Source organism: Sutterella sp., assembly GCF_030539355.1.
In the GTDB taxonomy this organism is placed as follows: domain Bacteria; phylum Pseudomonadota; class Gammaproteobacteria; order Burkholderiales; family Burkholderiaceae_F; genus Sutterella.
Genome location: NZ_JAUNSF010000069.1, coordinates 1 through 15808 on the forward strand (window position 1 = coordinate 1; position 15808 = coordinate 15808).

Annotated in this window: 14 protein-coding genes; 5 read left to right on the forward strand and 9 right to left on the reverse strand. The window is 63.7% G+C overall.

The window, feature by feature from the left end; all coding sequences use genetic code 11:
* Window positions 1–203: 203 nt before the first annotated feature.
* The 4 genes from Q4F91_RS09550 to Q4F91_RS09565 all read right to left on the reverse strand — a co-directional run bounded on the left by Q4F91_RS09550 (window position 204) and on the right by Q4F91_RS09565 (window position 3189).
* A complete protein-coding gene (locus Q4F91_RS09550) occupies window positions 204–962 on the reverse strand; it encodes an ABC transporter permease (protein WP_303337120.1) in 759 nt (252 codons plus the stop codon).
* Window positions 963–966: 4 nt separating this feature from the next.
* Window positions 967–1896, reverse strand: a complete 930-nt coding sequence (locus Q4F91_RS09555) for an ABC transporter ATP-binding protein (RefSeq protein ID WP_303337122.1) — start codon at window positions 1894–1896, stop codon at window positions 967–969.
* Window positions 1897–2005: 109 nt separating this feature from the next.
* A complete protein-coding gene (locus Q4F91_RS09560) occupies window positions 2006–2533 on the reverse strand; it encodes a flavodoxin family protein (RefSeq protein WP_303337124.1) in 528 nt (175 codons plus the stop codon).
* A gap of 113 nt (window positions 2534–2646) precedes the next feature.
* On the reverse strand, window positions 2647–3189 hold the full coding sequence (locus Q4F91_RS09565; protein WP_303337126.1) for a metal-dependent transcriptional regulator: 543 nt from the start codon (window positions 3187–3189) through the stop codon (window positions 2647–2649).
* Window positions 3190–3446: 257 nt separating this feature from the next.
* Here Q4F91_RS09565 and hutW point away from each other — a divergent pair, with 257 nt between their 5' ends.
* Together hutW and Q4F91_RS09575 are read left to right on the forward strand one after the other, a co-directional pair.
* Window positions 3447–5201: a heme anaerobic degradation radical SAM methyltransferase ChuW/HutW gene (gene hutW, locus Q4F91_RS09570; protein WP_303337128.1), complete on the forward strand. Its 1755-nt coding sequence runs from the start codon at window positions 3447–3449 to the stop codon at window positions 5199–5201.
* A gap of 77 nt (window positions 5202–5278) precedes the next feature.
* Complete coding sequence (locus Q4F91_RS09575; RefSeq protein WP_303337130.1) at window positions 5279–5827, forward strand: TonB-dependent siderophore receptor; 549 nt, start codon at window positions 5279–5281, stop codon at window positions 5825–5827.
* Between the two features lie 9 nt (window positions 5828–5836).
* Here the strand turns inward: Q4F91_RS09575 and cysE are convergent, their stop codons facing one another.
* The 3 genes from cysE to ispD form a co-directional block, all read right to left on the reverse strand.
* Window positions 5837–6649 (reverse strand): serine O-acetyltransferase, encoded by an 813-nt coding sequence (gene cysE, locus Q4F91_RS09580; RefSeq protein WP_303337132.1) that lies wholly within the window; start codon window positions 6647–6649, stop codon window positions 5837–5839.
* 72 nt (window positions 6650–6721) lie between these two features.
* Complete coding sequence (locus Q4F91_RS09585) at window positions 6722–7540, reverse strand: RNA methyltransferase (RefSeq protein ID WP_303337134.1); 819 nt, start codon at window positions 7538–7540, stop codon at window positions 6722–6724.
* Window positions 7541–7782: 242 nt separating this feature from the next.
* Entirely contained in the window at window positions 7783–8988 is a 1206-nt protein-coding gene (ispD, locus tag Q4F91_RS09590) for a 2-C-methyl-D-erythritol 4-phosphate cytidylyltransferase (protein ID WP_303337136.1), read from the reverse strand.
* 191 nt (window positions 8989–9179) lie between these two features.
* Here ispD and Q4F91_RS09595 point away from each other — a divergent pair, with 191 nt between their 5' ends.
* From Q4F91_RS09595 to Q4F91_RS09605, 3 genes are all read left to right on the forward strand, one after another.
* Complete coding sequence (locus Q4F91_RS09595; RefSeq protein ID WP_303337138.1) at window positions 9180–9668, forward strand: TIGR00645 family protein; 489 nt, start codon at window positions 9180–9182, stop codon at window positions 9666–9668.
* Window positions 9669–10168: 500 nt separating this feature from the next.
* A complete protein-coding gene (locus Q4F91_RS09600) occupies window positions 10169–11476 on the forward strand; it encodes an OmpP1/FadL family transporter (protein ID WP_303337140.1) in 1308 nt (435 codons plus the stop codon).
* 232 nt (window positions 11477–11708) lie between these two features.
* Window positions 11709–13169 carry an aldehyde dehydrogenase family protein gene (locus Q4F91_RS09605; protein WP_303337142.1) on the forward strand — a complete coding sequence of 487 codons (1461 nt, stop codon included), beginning with the start codon at window positions 11709–11711 and terminating at the stop codon, window positions 13167–13169.
* Window positions 13170–13240: 71 nt separating this feature from the next.
* Here the strand turns inward: Q4F91_RS09605 and Q4F91_RS09610 are convergent, their stop codons facing one another.
* Together Q4F91_RS09610 and Q4F91_RS09615 are read right to left on the reverse strand one after the other, a co-directional pair.
* Window positions 13241–14005 carry a GntR family transcriptional regulator gene (locus tag Q4F91_RS09610; protein WP_303337144.1) on the reverse strand — a complete coding sequence of 255 codons (765 nt, stop codon included), beginning with the start codon at window positions 14003–14005 and terminating at the stop codon, window positions 13241–13243.
* A 421-nt stretch (window positions 14006–14426) separates the two neighbouring features.
* A partial coding sequence (locus Q4F91_RS09615; protein WP_303337146.1) for a DASS family sodium-coupled anion symporter occupies window positions 14427–15808 on the reverse strand: 1382 nt, incomplete at its 5' end.

Below are 15808 nucleotides of genomic sequence, written 5' to 3' on the forward strand. Positions count from 1 at the left end.
CCCTAAATAGGTAGCGTCAAAAAGGGACTCTTTTCCCGAAAATCCGCGAAGAGGCCTCTCTCCTCGTCCGCCCTTCCCTCTCCTGAATAATCAGGAAGGGCGGACACACTCTTTCCGGACCGGTTACCGGACCGGTTCCCGGATCCTCATGCGGAACCACGCGATCCCTTGGTCGTGGTTCCGCTTTTTTCGTATTGAGTCCGTCAATTGCGGATCTTCCAGCCCTTCGAGAGCAGGATCACCGCGACGGCGGTCACCGCCACTCCGGTCAGGGCGACGACGATGAGCGAGAGCCACGGGTCGGTGTCGCCCCGGCCGAAGAAGCCCTGGCGGAAGCCGTCCACGAGGTAGAAGAAGGGGTTGAAGTGGCTCACCTTCTGCCAGACGGGCGGAAGGGAGTCGACGGAATAGAAGACTCCAGAGAGGAAGGTGAGCGGCATGATGACGAAGTTCATCACCGCGCCCATCTGGTCGTACTTCTCCGACCAGAGCGCCGTGAGGAGCCCGAGCGCCGCCATGATCATGCAGCCGAAGAAGGCGAACGAGATGAGAAGGAACGGCTCCTCCACAGGGGGCGCCGCCCAGTACGCGCAGAGAATGTAGAGGCCCGTGCCGGCGATCGCCGCGCGCACGAAGCTCGCGCCGATGTAGGCCGCAGCGACCGCTGGGCCCGGAATCGCGGGCATCAGCACGAAGACAAGGTTCCCGAGGATCTTCGACTGAATGAACGAGCTCGCGGTGTTCGAGAACGCGTTCTGCAGCACCGTCATCATGATGAGGCCCGGGATGATGAAGGCCGTGTAGGAGACACCCTCGTAGACGGGGATCTGCTTCGAGAGCGCCTCGCCGAAGACGAAGAGATAGAGGCCGCCCGTGAGCACGGGCGCGACGACCGTGTGCATCCAGAGCTTCAGGAACCGGACGACTTCCTTCTTGAAGAGCGTGAGAAACGGTATCCACATGGCTTCACTTGCCTCCGGTGATCGCGAGGAACACGTCCTCAAGGTCGGGCTGTCCGACGGTCAGGTTCTCGATTCTGAGGCCCGCGGCGCGCATGGCCTCAAGCTTGGCGAGCGCGTCGTCCGCGTCCGTGATGCGCAGCGTCACGTCAGAGCCGTGGCGCCTCAGCACATCCCCTTCGAGCGCCGCGGGCAGATCACCCGCTTCGATGCGGCACCTGAGCACCCGGCCCTCAAAGTTCGAAAGCAGCGTCTCGGTGCGTTCGAGCGCCACCACCTCGCCCTGCTTCATGATTGCGATGCGCCCGCAGAGCTGCTGCGCCTCGGCGAGATAGTGCGTCGTGAGGATGATCGTGCGTCCTTCGCTGTGGAGCCGCCCGATGAAGTCCCAGAGGTGCTCGCGGAGCTCCACGTCGACGCCCGCGGTCGGCTCGTCGAGCACGATGACGGGCGGCTTGTGCACGAGCGCCTGCGCGACGAGCACGCGTCGCTTCATGCCCCCGGAGAGCATCCGCATCGTGGTGTCGGCCTTGTCGGTGAGCGCGAGCTCCGTGAGGATCTCGTCAATCCAGTCGTCGTTCCTGCGGATGCCCCAGTAGCCTGACTGGAAGCGCAGCGTCTCGCGCACCGTGAGGAACGGGTCGAAGGTGATCTCCTGCGGCACGATGCCGAGCGACTGCGACGCGCGCCTGCGGTCAAGAGCCGCGTCGGTCCCGCGCACGACGATGCGGCCTGCGGTCGGGGTCGTGAGACCCGCGAGGCAGCTGATCAACGTGGTCTTCCCCGCGCCGTTGGGTCCGAGAAGGCCGAAGAACTCGCCCTCCTCGACCTCGAACGAGACGCCTTTGAGCGCCATCGTTCCCGTGTCGTAGCGTTTCTCAAGCCCTTCGAAGGCCACCGCCGGCGGGCGCTTTCCTGTGTTCTGCAGTGATGTCATCTCTTTGCTGCACGAATGAAGAGGGCTGCGCAGTGCCTGTTCGCGCAGCCCTGAAATGTGGTCTGCCTGAGCCCGTGGCTTTCCTCAAGGACCCCGGGCCGGGGCGTTCTCAGAAGTTCATGCCGAAGACGCTCCGGAAGAGCTCCGCGCCCTTCTGAAGGTCCAGGCGGTCCGGGTGCGTCTCGCTCGCGCGGCGGCGCGCCTCGCGCTCCTCGCTCACGACGCCGCCCATCATGTCGGTCATCCGCTTGAAGAGCTCCGGATCGATGCGGCCGCGGCAGAGGAAGGTGCCGGCGAGCGTGTTGCCCTTGCCCGCGTTGATGAGTCCCTCGGCCGTCCGCTGCATCCAGGCCTTCGACTCGGGCGAGTCCGCGTCGCCGCCCATCGTCGCGAAGCAGCCGATGGTCTTGCCTTCGAAGCGGGGCGCGATCGCGAGCATCTCCTCGGGGGCGTTGCCGCGGTCGCACCAGAAGCCGAGCAGCACCGGGTTGTAGCCCGAGAGGTCCTCGGGAAGATCGGCGGGCTTCACGAGCTTCGCGCCGGGAAGCGCGTCGCAGATCGCATGACCGAGGATCATCGTGTTGCCCGTGCGGGAACTGATGACGAGAAGCGGTGTACTGGTTCTGGTCTCTTCCATTTTTGTTCGGGGCTCCTTGGGGTCGTCGGAGGAGGCGCCTCAAGGGCCTCCGCGGCAGGAAATCCGGCGCGTCCGTCGTTCGTTCTCAGGTACGGACGCCTCAGGACTCAAATTTAACGACTTCCGCCTTCCTCCGCGTCCGGGAAGGCGGGACGGGCATGCGGAAAGGCGCCGTCGCGGGCGGTCTTCCCCGCCTCCTCGGCCTCCCTTGCCTTCCAGAAGCCCTGGTGCATCTCGAGCTGCTTCTCAAAGCGCGTGAGGCGCCCGAGCACCGGCGCCGAGATCACGTGCTCGAGCTCGCAGGCGATGCGCTCCGAGACTTCCTCGTCCAAGTCGAGCACCGACATGAAGAAGTGCTTGATCACCGCGTTCTTGCGCACGATCTCGCGGGCGAGCTCGCGCCCGCGGGGCGTGAGCCGAATCGGGCTGTAGGGCGCGTAGTCGATGAGCCCGTCGGCCTTGAGCTCGCGGAAGGTGAGCGCGACAGTCGAGCGGGTCACGCCCATCAGTTCGGAGAGGTTGCAGGCGCGGGCGTAGCCGTTCTGCTCCTCCTCGAGGTAGATGAACTTCAGGTAGTTCTCTCGCGTGGGCGACAGCTGTCCCGAAGCAACAGAAGTTTGGCTGCTCAGATCGGGCTTGGCGTCACGTACGGTCATCGGGGCTCCGGGGCGGTTGAAAATTTATTCGGAAAATCAGCAGTCTATCAGGTCTGATGTAGAGAACCTGCACTTTGATTGACGGAGGAATCAAAGTTTGACAGTTCGAACATTATATAGATATACTCGCGGCGTCTGAGAAATATTCTCATTACTAGAAGAAGAGTAGTTCTCATTCGAAAGTACTAATCCGCAGGAGATCGACCGGTCCGAGAAGCCTCGAAAGCCTGCACTGCCACCCTCCAAGCACCAGCCCTATGACGCATTCCCCCACCGGTGAGACCCCGAAGGCGGCCGACGCCACCTTCGAAGCCGGCGCCCGCAAGATGAGCGAGGCCGTGAAGTCCCGAGCGCCCGAGGCGTTCTTCGCCAACGCCGACGACCCGCTCCACGCGGCCTTCCAGGCCAAGGCGGCCATTCATTCCGGTCCCGGCGGCATGCCGCTCATCGGCGAGGCTGCGAGGAGGACCTTCGAGAGCCTGCTTGACCGTCCGAGGACGGGAAAGACCCTCGCCTACATTCACGTCCCCTTCTGCGAGACGCGGTGTCTCTACTGCATGTTCTATCAGAACCCCTTCAAGGAAGAGGCAGTGCATGAGTACGCGAAGCGCCTGGTCGGAGAACTTCAGAGGAACGCCGACCGCGCCGCGCAGAACTCCGCTCCGGTGCACGCCGTCTACTTCGGCGGCGGCACGCCGACGGCCTTCGCGCCCGACGACTTGAGAATTGTTCTCAAAGCGCTCCATGACTATCTCCCGCTCGCGAACGACTGCGAGATCACGCTCGAGGGGCGCATCCACAATTTCTCCGACGCCAAGATGGAGGCGGCCCTCGAAGGGGGCGTCAACCGGTTCTCCCTCGGAGTCCAGACCTTCAACACGCAGGTCCGCCAGTCCGTGCAGCGCGTCGATGACCGCGACACGATCATCGAGCGCCTCAACAAGCTCTGCTCCTATGACAACTCCGCGGTCGTGCTCGACCTCATCTACGGCTTCCCGGGTCAGACGATGGAGGTCTGGGAGGACGACCTGAGGACCGCCGCGTCGCTGCCGCTCGACGGCATCGACTGCTATCAGCTGAACGTTTTTGAAAAGTCCCCGCTCGCGCGCTACATCGCGAACGGCAAACTCCCGCCCGCCGCGGACAAGCGCCTCAAGGCCGACCTCTTCGCCCGCTCGGTCGAGTACCTGACCGAGCAGAACTGGAGGCGGCTCTCCAACAACCACTGGGGTGCGAACACCCGCGAACGCAACATCTACAACGCGCTGGGAAAAAGCGCCTGCGACTGCCTCGCCTTCGGCTGCGGCGCGGGCGGCCGTCTCTTCGGCTACAGCTACATGATGGAGCGCAAGCTCGCCGAGTACTACTCGGTCCTTGAGCAGGGCGAAAAGCCCGCCTGCTTCCTCATGGCCCCCAAGGCCAACTGGCACCTGCTGCGCACGATCTCGGCCGACATGGAGTCGGGCGCGATCAACCTGAAGCGCATCTCCCGCGCCTTCGGCGACGTGGATCTTGAGGGCATGGCCGCGCCGATCCTCACGCAGTGGTGCGAGGCCGGGATGCTCGTCAAGCGCGGTGACTGGTACCTGCAGACCGTGGCCGGCCAGTACTGGCACGTCACGCTCGCGCAGCTTCTGATGAACTGGGTCGAGCCGATGCTCCCCGGTGCCCAACCTCCGAGGAGATTTGACATGGGATCCCCTGACGCCATGAAGGCCATGACTTCGGCCAAACCGCTCACCCTCGCCGACGTCGCTCTGATGCTCGCGAAGATTCCGTCGGGCGTGCGCGACATGGCCCGCATGATGCCGCGAGCGATGCTCGTCAAGGCCATCCACGACATGCCCGCCGAGAAGCTCGCCCACATGGGCGGCGGCGTCAACCGTGACGAAGTGCTGAAGCTCCTCGAGGGCCTCAGCCCGAGCGAACTCTCGAACTTACTCAAGAACCCTGAGCAGGTCGCGGCAAAAGCGACCGAACAGAAAGCCTCCGCGCATCCGCACCTCGGATGAAGCGGTAGCACTACGAAGACCTGAAGAAGACCCACAACACAAACAACTTCTCCTTTCTCATCTTCATTTTTTCAATCATGACTACTCCGAAGATTTGCATTCTGACCGGCGCGGTTGCCACCGCCCTCCTCTCGATGGGCGCTGCTCAGGCCGCTGACGAAGTGACCACCGAAGAGGTCAAGGTCACAGCCTCCCGCGTGGAACAGGACCTCATGGAGGTTCCGATGTCCGTGACGGTCGTCACTTCCGAACAAATTCAGAAGTCCTCAGCCCGAACGATCGGCGAACTGCTTGAGGATGTGCCGGGCGTCCAGATCATCAATTCCGGCTCCCAGGGTCTCAACCGCGTGATGATCCGCGGCGAGAATGCCTTCCGCACGCTCGTCATGATTGACGGTCAGAAGATCTCCGAGCAGAAGTCCATGGAAGGCACGGCGGTCCTGATCGATCCGGCCCAGGTTGAACGTATCGAAGTGATCAAGGGCCCGGCCTCCGTGCTCTACGGCTCTGATGCCATTGGCGGCGCCATCAACATCATCACCAAGAAGGGCGGTGACAAGCCCTTCGGTGCCGAGGCTTCCGTCGGCTGGAACGGTGCCGGCCAGGCTTCTTTGTATCCGGGTTGAGGCGAATGATCAGATCATCCAGTCCGAGTACTCCTCGGGCACCTCGGTCTTCGTCTGCGGATTGCGCGCCCAGAGCTTCGAGCGGTCGAAGTCCTTCACCTCCGCTTCGGCGGCGCTGCCGCCGAGGCGCTGGATCTCCGCCGAAAGGCGCTTGATCTCGGCGTTCTGCTCGTCGACGACGCGCACGAGCTCGAGGATCGACGAGGCGTACGGGTCGCGGTCCGAGGCCGTGACGCCGTAGGCGTTGAAGCCGGGACGCTTCGTGCCGTCCTCGTCCTCCTTCGCGTGGGAGGCCTTGGGCTTGGGCATCTGGCCCGCGATACGGCCCGGAACGCCCATGACGGTGGCGCCCTCGGGAACGGGCTTCACGACGACGGCGTTCGAGCCGATCTGCGCGTCGTCCTCGACGGTGAAGCCGCCCAAGACCTTGGCGCCCGCACCGACGACGACGCCCTTCCCGAGCGTCGGGTGGCGCTTCGCGCCCTTGGTGAGGCTCGTGCCGCCGAGCGTCACGCCGTGGTAGATCGTGCAGTCGTCGCCCACCTCGGCGGTCTCGCCGATCACGACGCCCATGCCGTGGTCAATGAAGACGCGGCGGCCGATCTTGGCGCCCGGGTGGATCTCGATGCCCGTGAGGAAACGGCCGACGTGCGAGACCCAGCGCGCGAAGCTTTCCCACCCCTGGGCACGACACCAGTGGGCCGCGCGATGAATCATGATCGCGTGGAAGCCGGGATAGGCGAAGATGATCTCGATCGAGCTGTGAGCCGCCGGATCCTTCTCGCGGATCGTGCGGATGAGTTCGCGGGCGTCGTCAAACATGGTGTCTCTGCGGTTTCTCGGTTTTATTGGGTTGTAAGGCAGGGTTCGTATTGTGTCACTCTGTCCCGGCCGTCAAGCTTTCTCGCCGCCGTTTTTAGCGCGCTTCATGCCGATGCGCTCGCTCTTCGGGCGGATGATCGCCGCGCAGATGCCGCGCATCAGCGCGATCTCGTTCTTCGAGAGCCCGGAGCGGCTGAAGATCCTGCGCGTCATGTCCATCAGGTGGCGGGGGTTCTCCGGGTTGTGGTACCCGCAGGCCTCCATCGCCTGCTCCCAGTGCCCGTAGAAGCCCTCGATCGACTCGGCGGTCGCGGGCTCGTCGCCTTCGAACCGACCCTGCCAGTCGTAGAGCTCGCCCTCGTGCCCGGAGGCCGAGAGGAGCGCCATCTGCATCTCGTAGGCGGCGATCTGCACGGACTGCGCGAGGTTGAGGCTCGGGCTCGCGGGATCCGCGGGAATCGCGGCGCAGCCCTGGCAGAGGAGGATCTCCTCGTTCGTCATGCCGCTCCTTTCGGTCCCGAAGACGAAGGCAAGGTCGCCCTCCATCTGGTCGAGCCAGGCGGCGGACTTCATGCCCGCCTCGCGCACCGGGGTGAGCGCCGGTCCGTACTGACGGTCGTAGCCCGTGAGCGCCCAGGCGAAGGTGACGCCCTCGAGCGCCTCGGCGAGCGTCTCATGCATGCGGGACGCCTCGAGCACATCGACCGAGCTCGTCGCGTAGGCGACGGCCTCCGGGTCGGTGCGGTACTCGCGGATCCTGGGGCAGACAACACGCAGGTCGCGGAAGCCCATCGTCTTGATGGCGCGCGCGGCCGAACCGATGTTTCCCGGGTGCCCCGGCTCGCAGAGAATGAAGCGCACCCTGCGGGTGAGCTCTGGCGTCTGTTGCATTCTTGTTCTGAGGTGACCCGGCGAGCCTGCGGTCCGTTTCTGTGAACGGATCTGAGACGGCTGGTGGCTCCCGCGTCCTTCCTGTGGGTTGGAGAGAAATTGAGTGAAGTCCGTAATTTTAGAGGTTCCGCAGGGGCGGACCATCCTTCTTCGGGCGTACTTTTCCGTGGAAAAGGCGCCGCGGCCGGGCCGGCGGCGCCTTTTCTGATGTATTGCCGGCTTCCACCGGAGGGTCAGCGCGATCAGCGCGGCAAGCGGGCGAGCAGCACCACGGCGTGGGCCATCATGCCCTCCTCATGACCGACGGCGTCCATGCGCTCGTTGGTCTTCGCCTTGATGCTCACGCGGTCGGCGGTGATGCCGAGCGTGGCGGCGACGCTTGCGCGGATCTCGTCCTTAAGTTTCCCTAGCTTCGGGCGCTCCGCGACGATCGTCGCATCGGCGTTCACGACGGTCCAGCCCTCGGCACGGGCGAGCTCGATCACGGCGGCGAGAAGCCTGCGGCTGTCCGCGCCCTTCCACTTCGGGTCCGAGGGCGGGAAATGCGTGCCGATGTCGCCGAGCGAGGCGGCGCCGAGCACGGCGTCCGTGAGGGCGTGGAGCAGCACGTCTGCGTCCGAATGGCCGTCCAGGCCCTTCTCGAAGGGGACGGTGACGCCGCCCAGGATGAGCGGACGGCCTTCGACCAGGCGGTGCGAGTCATAGCCCTGCCCCACGCGGATCTCGGGAACGGCGACGGTCTGAGGCATGGTCTTTTCCTCCAGGATGAGTCCGGCGAGCATCTCGTCGCCCGGTTCGGTGACTTTGAGATTGGTGGATCGGCAGGAGACGCACTTGACGGCGAGCCCGAGGCGCTCGACGGCGCTCGCCTCGTCGGTTATGCCCTCGGAGCCGGCCGAGAGGGCCTCGAGCAGCACGCCCGCGCGGAAAAGCTGCGGCGTCGCGGCGCGCCAGAGGTTCGCCCTCGGCACGGTCTCGAGGATCTGCCTCCTCGCATCGGTGCGCTTCACGGTGTCGGCCATCGGCACGGCGAGGATGCCGCCCGCGAGGCTCGAGTCGGCGAGCACCTCGTCAAGGAGATGGTTCACCTCCGAGGGGCGCACGCAGGGGCGCGCGGCGTCATGCACGAGCACCCAGGCGTCGGCGGGAAGGTTCGCGGCCATGAGCCCGCCGCGCACGGAGTCCGCGCGCTCGGCGCCGCCCGCGCGGAGCACGGTGACGCGGTCGGGGAAGTCCTTCGCGACCTCGTCGATCCAGGCGTCCGCTGCGCTCACGACGACGTAGATGCGCTCGATGCGCGAGGCGCGCGCCATCGCGCGCACCGTCTGCGTGAGCATCGGGGTTCCGGCGATCTCCATGTACTGCTTCGGACGCGCGCCGCCCATGCGGCGGCCGACGCCGGCCGCGGGGATGAGCGCGAAGATTCTCGCCTGCGTGTTCTCCGTCACTGCGGTTTCTCCTTTCGATGAAATACCTGCAAAGAGGAAAGTTTACCGACCCGTTTGGGGCGGTACTTCAGAAAAGGCGGTGACGTTTGCCTGTCACCCATTTCTTCTCGTGTAGGATTCGCCTCCCCCCGGAAGCCGGGTCCTTCCCGGCAGACCCCGACCACCACCACTCAGAAGACAAAAACACTGACATGGAAACCTTCGTCGAACGTCTGATGTACGCCACGCGCTGGCTTCTCGCGCCGATCTACATCGGTCTCTCCTGCGCGCTCCTCGCCCTTGCGGTCAAGTTCTTCCAGGAAGTCGTGCATGTGCTGCCGCACGTGCTCGAGCTCTCGGAATCCGACCTCATCCTCTCGGTGCTGTCGCTCATCGACATGGGCCTCGTCGGCGGCCTGATCGTCATGGTGATGTTCTCCGGCTACGAGAACTACGTCTCCTCGATTGACATCAAGCACGACACCGAAAAGCTCTCCTGGCTCGGCAAGCTCGACACGGGGTCGCTGAAGAACAAGGTGGCTGCGGCGATCGTCGCGATCTCGTCGATCCACCTGCTGAGGATCTTCATGGGCATCCAGGAAACGCCCAACGACAAGTTGATGTGGTACGTGATCATCCACCTCACGTTCGTGCTCTCCGCCCTCGTGATGGCCTTCATCGACCGCTTCTCGAGGCACTGAGGCGACTCAGCCTCCCCGGCACTCCGGCCCGCTTCCCTGACAGGAACGCGGGCCGTTCTCTTTCCGGGGTGGCGGAATCCCTTGGGTCACCCCCGGATCATCCGCCGTGGTACCCCACCGGAAACCGCGTCTGCACAATATGCGGCCCCGCTAATCTCCGCGACCGTCCCCATGGTGCTGACGACCCGGCACCGTCACGTCCAAAAAGTTTTTCGGATTAGCCCATTCGGGCAGGGATATCATCCCTCAGTTGTTGCGAGACACTTGACATTCTTACTTTTCCCTTGTTTAACAACTATGTTAACAATATAGAGCCAATTACCATCGCATCATCCGTCCGCATTATATTGGTCTGAGGATCAGGGTTTACCCCTAGATTTTGGGTTGTTCAGAGCGTGTTTTGTCACTGAAAATCACTGACTTGCCAAATGCCCGAAGGACCAAGTATCCGAATCGGGCAGTACCCCCAAAACTCTCAGGAAAAACTGCAGGAGACTCTCGTGATCCGCACGAATCTCAAGATTGCCGCGACGGCCCTTGCCGTTGCTTCCACCTTTGCCTCCACTGCCTATGCCGCGGGCTTCCAGCTCACCGAGCAGTCCGCTCTGGCCCTCGGCCGCGCCTACGCCGGCGTCGGCGTTGACGGCACCGATATTTCGGGCATCTACTACAACCCGGCCACGATGACGCTCCACAAGGGCACGCAGGTCCAGCTCGGCCTCGTCGGCGTGGGTCTCAATCTTGAGTACGTCGACAAGCAAAACGGCACCAAGGAAAACGGCCGCGCCGGTGAGGAAGTCCTCCCCCACGGCTATATCTCCCACCAGATCAATGACTCGACCTGGGTTGGCCTCGCCATCACGATCCCGTACGGCCTCTCGACGAACTACGACGAGAACTGGTCCCGACAGGATCAGGGCACGGACGCCAAGATCACCGTGATCAACTTCAATCCGAACTTCGCGTGGAAGGTCACGGACAAGGTTTCGATCGGCGCGGGCATTGCCCTGCAGTACGTGGACGCCGAGTTCGGTGTCGGCGTGGATCTCAGCAACTATGGTGCTGCCGGCACGATCCACAATAAATACAAGGCGGATGACTTCACCTGGGGCTTCAACGTCGGCCTGATGTGGGCTCCGGTCGAGAACCTCCGTTTCGGCATCTCCTATCGCTCCGAGACGAAGCACAAGACCAACGGTACTCTGACGACTTCCGGTTCCGCTGCTGATGTCCTCGGTCTTTCCGGCTCGCGCGATGCCTCCGTCACCGTCGCCGGCCCGGCCTGGGCGATGTTCAACGCCGCCTGGGACGTGAACCAGTACCTCAGCCTCTACGCCACGTTCCGCTGGGCCGACTGGTCGAGCTTCTCTGAACTCAAGACGGAAAGCACGGAAATGGATACGGCTGTTGGTTCGGTTGTTCAGGCCACAGGCAACAGAACTGTTGCCTCGGTGTTCAGTGCCATGGCCAACATCGACAACAGCTGGACGGACACCTATCTCTACTCGCTCGGCTATGACCTGCGCGTGAACGAGTTCTGGACGCTCCGCGGCGGTATCGCCTACGAGACCTCCGCCATCGGCGACCGTCAGAAGCGCACGGCCATCATTCCGGATGCCGACCGCTGGTGGTTCGCCATCGGCTCGTCCTTCCACTGGACGAAGGACTTCCAGACTGACATCGGCTTCGCGCACCTTCACGGCGTGCATGAGCGCTCGCTCTACGATCATCAGACTGGCGCGGAAATCGGCAAGTACCGTCACCTCGACGCCTACCTCCTCGGCGTCCAGATGCAGTACCGCTTCTAATCCGGCTGTTCTGCTGAAAGCGTGATTTGATTGAAGCCCGTTCCGGTCCGCCGGGGCGGGCTTCTTTCTGTCTGTCAACGGAAGTCTCCCTTCCGCTTGACCTCGGGCAATCAGCCGAGGCCCTTCCCCCGGCCGGGGGAGTTTCAGTGTCCGACAGCGGAGTTAATCTCGAAGGAACAGCATTCTCTCCCGCGGGCTTCAGGACCAGACCGAGACCCGCCGGAGCAACCACTTGTCTGAGGCAAACATGCCCGTTGCTGACTTCACTCCGCTCTTCGAAAAACAGTTCATTGACGGCGAATGGGTGCCGTCAACCTCGCCCGACTTCATCGAGGTCGAGAACCCCGCCACGTTCGAGCACTTCGCCCGCATCCCTGACGGCACGCCCGAGGACATCGACCTCGCGGTCGAGGCCGCCGCCCGGGCGCTGCCTGCCTGGAGCGCCACACCGCTCGAGGCCCGCCGCGAGCTGATGCGCAAGTTCCTCGAGCACTTCCGCTCCATGCGCGAGGAGATCATCGAGCTTGAGGCCGAGGAACTCGGCGCTCCGGTGAGCTTCGCCGCCAACTCGCACTGCGACTACCAGTACGTCCGCGTCGCCTCCTACATCGATGAGGTGAAGCAGGTCGTCTTCGAGACGCGCTTCCCCGCCTCGACCGTGATCCGCGAGCCCGTCGGCGTCATCGGCTGCATCACCCCCTGGAACTATCCGCTCGGACAGATCGTGCAGAAGGTCGTGCCGGCGCTTCTCACGGGCAACACCGTGGTGCTCAAGCCCAGCCAGTCCACACCGCTCACGGCGTGCCTCATGACCGAGGCCTTCCGCCGCGCCGGGTTCCCGAAGGGCACGATCAACCTCGTGAGCGGCCGCGGCAGCAAGGCGGGCGCCCGTCTTGCCGAGAACCGCAAGGTCGCGATGATCTCCTTCACGGGCTCGACCGAGGTGGGCATCAAGCTCTCGCAGAAGGCGCTCGAATCCGTGAAGCGCATCAGCCTCGAGCTCGGCGGCAAGTCGCCCTGCGTGTGGCTCCCGAGCGTGAAGGACTTCGCGCCCCTCGTGCCGCAGCTCTTCAACTCGATCATGCTCAACACCGGGCAGACCTGCACCGCTCTCTCGCGCCTCCTCGTGCCCCGCTCGCGCCTCGCCGAGGCCGAGGCGGCGCTCGTCGCGAAGCTTCCCGACTACCCCGTCGGTGACCCGAAGGATCCGAAGACCCGCATCGGCCCGGTCGCCTCGAAGGCGCAGTACGAGACCGTGAAGCGCTACATCGAGCTCGGCATCAGCGAGGGCGCGCGCGTGCTCGCGGGCGGCGTCCCGGACGAGCCCGTGAAGGGCTGGTACGTCAAGCCCACGATCTTCACGGACGTGAGGAACGACATGCGCATCGCCCAGGAGGAGATCTTCGGGCCGGTGCTCTGCGTGATTCCGTACGACACCGTGGACGACGCGGTCGCGATCGCGAACGACACGCCCTACGGTCTCAACGCCATGGTCTGCGGCATGTCCGAGGCCGAGGCGAGCAAGGTCGCGCGCCGCATCAACTCGGGCAACGTCTACATCAACAACGGCCCGCGCGACGTCACCGCCCCCTTCGGCGGCTACGGCGCGAGCGGCATCGGCCGCGAGGGCGGCCGCTACGGCCTGATGGAGTTCACGCAGTTGAAGGCCCTCTTCGACCACTCGACCTACTGAGCGGTCCGTGCCTCAGGCCTGACCCTCTCGAAACGAACCCCGCGGGATGCCTTTCCGCGGGGTTCCGTGTCTTATTCGTCGAAGTTTCCGATCTGCGACCAGCCGTCGCGGTCGAGCTTCACGTTGAGCGTGAAGGCATAGCGGTCCGCCGGGTGGTAGGAGACGGTGGTGAGAAGGGTCTTGCCGCGCGCCGTCACGTAGTGCCTGAGGATCCTGAGGCACGGGGCGCCGACCTCGGCACCGAGGTTGGCCGCGGCCTCCTCGGTGAGGGTCGTCGCCTCGATGGTCTGGCGCACCTCGGCGCAGCGGCGGCCGAAAAGCTCGCCGATGAGCTCGATCATGAGCTTTCCCGGCTGCTTCGGCGCCTCGGTCACGAGCCTCTGGAAGGCACGTTCAACGTATTCCGTGGTCCAGGCGATCGGCGGCTCGCCGCGCTTCTTGGCGAGGCGGATCATCGAGAAGCGCAGGTAGGTCTCGCCCGGCGGGCACTGGATCTGTTCGCCGAGCTCGCGGCTCACCACGATCTCGCGGATGTCGAGGATGCGGCGGGGATTGGCCTCGGCGAGACGGTCAAGGTCGGAGAGGGTCGAGAGCGACTGGTCGAAGTGCTGGAGCTTGCCGCGGCTCACGACCAGGGTGCCGACGTGGGGCGTGCGCTTGATGAGACCGAGATTCTCGAGCTTCGAGAGCGCCGCGCGGACGGTGTGCCGTGAGACGCCCTCCGTCTCCACGAGCTCCATCTCCTTGGGGAGCAGCGACCCCACGGGATGCCGGCCCGAGCGGATGCCGTCGATGAGCTTCTGAGCGAGTTTGTCCTGAAGGAGTTCCTTTGCCATGGTCCGATTCGGCGCAGCGCACGCATTACCTGAAATAGATAGCTTAACGCGACAGGCACTCCGAGGCCTATCCCGCATGACCGCCTGCGGACGTCGCTGAGGTCTTTCAGCTCCCTTGAGGGGGTTCTCTGTTAATAATTCATTGGCTTCACAAAATGGAAGAACGCTGTCCACCACAGACCATTCACCCTTTTCCAGAACTATCGTAGTCATTTACGCCAATCCTTTCATTAAACATATTCACCCAAAGATAAGACAATTTTTAAATTTAATAATTTTAAATTTCAAGAGCCTGTGAAATAAACTTCAACAAAACATAACACTGAATTTCAGAGTCCTTGATACAAGACAAGGCCGCCTGTCCAGGGAGAGAGTTGGACAGACGGCCTTGCAGGAAACTTCTAGTTTGTCAGGTATCGGATCAGTACAGACCGATCGCCTTCCACCACAGCATGCCGCTCGAGAACACGATGAGCACGTTGAAGGTGACAATCAGGAAGTTGATCTTATAGAACCTCGGACGCTCGAAATAACCCTGACCGAAATAGATCGGACCCGGACCGCCCGCGTATTCCGTAATACCCCACATAAAATTCGAGAAAATCGCAAAACAAATGGCAACCATCGGAGCGGGGGCGCCGGCTGCAATTGCAACGGAGGCGAAGGGCACGTACATCGCGGCGACGTGGCCGGAGGCGGTCGCGAAGACGTAGTGGAGGTAGATGTAGGCGAAGCCGAGGATGAGGAACGTCGTGACCCAGTCGAGGCCGCCAAGCGAGGAGGCGAAGCCGACGGCCATCCACTTCACGAAGCCGAGCTTGGTCAAGCCCGTGGCGAGCGAGATGATCGCGCCGAACCAGACGACCGTGTCCCAGGCCGCCTTGTCCGAGAGCACGTCCTTCCACTGAACGGCGCCGGTGATGAAGAGGAAGGCGACGAGGCCGAGGCCGATCGCGTTGGCGTTGAAGCCCGTGATCAGGCACGTTCCCCAGCCGACGAGGGCGAGCACGAAGCCGATCGAGACAAGTTTCTCCTGCAGCGACATCGGACCCATCTTTGCGAGTTCCTCACGGCCCATCACCTTCGCCTCGGGCGTGCGCTTGAGGTCGGGGTTCATGAACTTGAAGGTGAGGAGCGGCAGCAGGACGAAGCAGATCATGGCCGGGACGAGGGCGGCGAGGAACCACGAGCCCCAGGAGAGCTCGACGCCGAGGCCGTCATGGGCGAGCTGGGCGCAGAGGGGGTTCGCGGCCATGCCCGTCATGAAGAGCGCACCGGTGATGGGCGTGAACTGGAAACACGTCATGATCAGGAAGTCGCCGATCTTCTTGCCCGTGGGGCCGGGCTGGGAGCCGAGCACCTGGTTGATCGACTTCGCGACCGGAAGAATGATGCCGCCCGAGCGCGCCGTCACGGACGGCATCGCGGGGGCCATGATCAGGTCGGCGATGCCGAGCGCGTAGGCGACGCCCAAGGACGACCCGCCGAAGAGCGAGAGCGCGCGGTAGGCGATGCGGCGGCCGAGGCCCGACTGCACGAAGCCGAGCGAGAGCACGTAGGCCGAGAAGATCATCCAGACGGTGCCGGACGAGAAGCCCTTCAGAACGTCACCGAGAGGCAGGGTGTTGGTGAAGTAGGTGAAGGCGAGCGCGATGAACATCAGCGCGCCGGAGGCGACGGGGGAGGCGAGGATGCCGGCGATGGTCGCGACGAAGATCGCGAACATGTGCCAGGCCTCGGGCTTGAGGCCTTCCTGTCTTTGACAGCTCCGAAAGGCTGAACTCCGCGAGAACTCGCGAGGCT

Excerpts from the sequence above, each read along its gene's own strand:
- Q4F91_RS09585 (WP_303337134.1), bottom strand. The coding sequence starts at position 7,540 with ATGCAACAGACGCCAGAGCTCACCCGCAGGGTGCGCTTCATTCTCTGC.
- Q4F91_RS09595 (WP_303337138.1), top strand. The coding sequence starts at position 9,180 with ATGGAAACCTTCGTCGAACGTCTGATGTACGCCACGCGCTGGCTTCTC.
- Q4F91_RS09555 (WP_303337122.1), bottom strand. The coding sequence starts at position 1,896 with ATGACATCACTGCAGAACACAGGAAAGCGCCCGCCGGCGGTGGCCTTC.
- Q4F91_RS09550 (WP_303337120.1), bottom strand. The coding sequence starts at position 962 with ATGTGGATACCGTTTCTCACGCTCTTCAAGAAGGAAGTCGTCCGGTTC.
- Q4F91_RS09560 (WP_303337124.1), bottom strand. The coding sequence starts at position 2,533 with ATGGAAGAGACCAGAACCAGTACACCGCTTCTCGTCATCAGTTCCCGC.
- Q4F91_RS09610 (WP_303337144.1), bottom strand. The coding sequence starts at position 14,005 with ATGGCAAAGGAACTCCTTCAGGACAAACTCGCTCAGAAGCTCATCGAC.
- Q4F91_RS09565 (WP_303337126.1), bottom strand. The coding sequence starts at position 3,189 with ATGACCGTACGTGACGCCAAGCCCGATCTGAGCAGCCAAACTTCTGTT.
- cysE (WP_303337132.1), bottom strand. The coding sequence starts at position 6,649 with ATGTTTGACGACGCCCGCGAACTCATCCGCACGATCCGCGAGAAGGAT.
- hutW (WP_303337128.1), top strand. The coding sequence starts at position 3,447 with ATGACGCATTCCCCCACCGGTGAGACCCCGAAGGCGGCCGACGCCACC.
- Q4F91_RS09575 (WP_303337130.1), top strand. The coding sequence starts at position 5,279 with ATGACTACTCCGAAGATTTGCATTCTGACCGGCGCGGTTGCCACCGCC.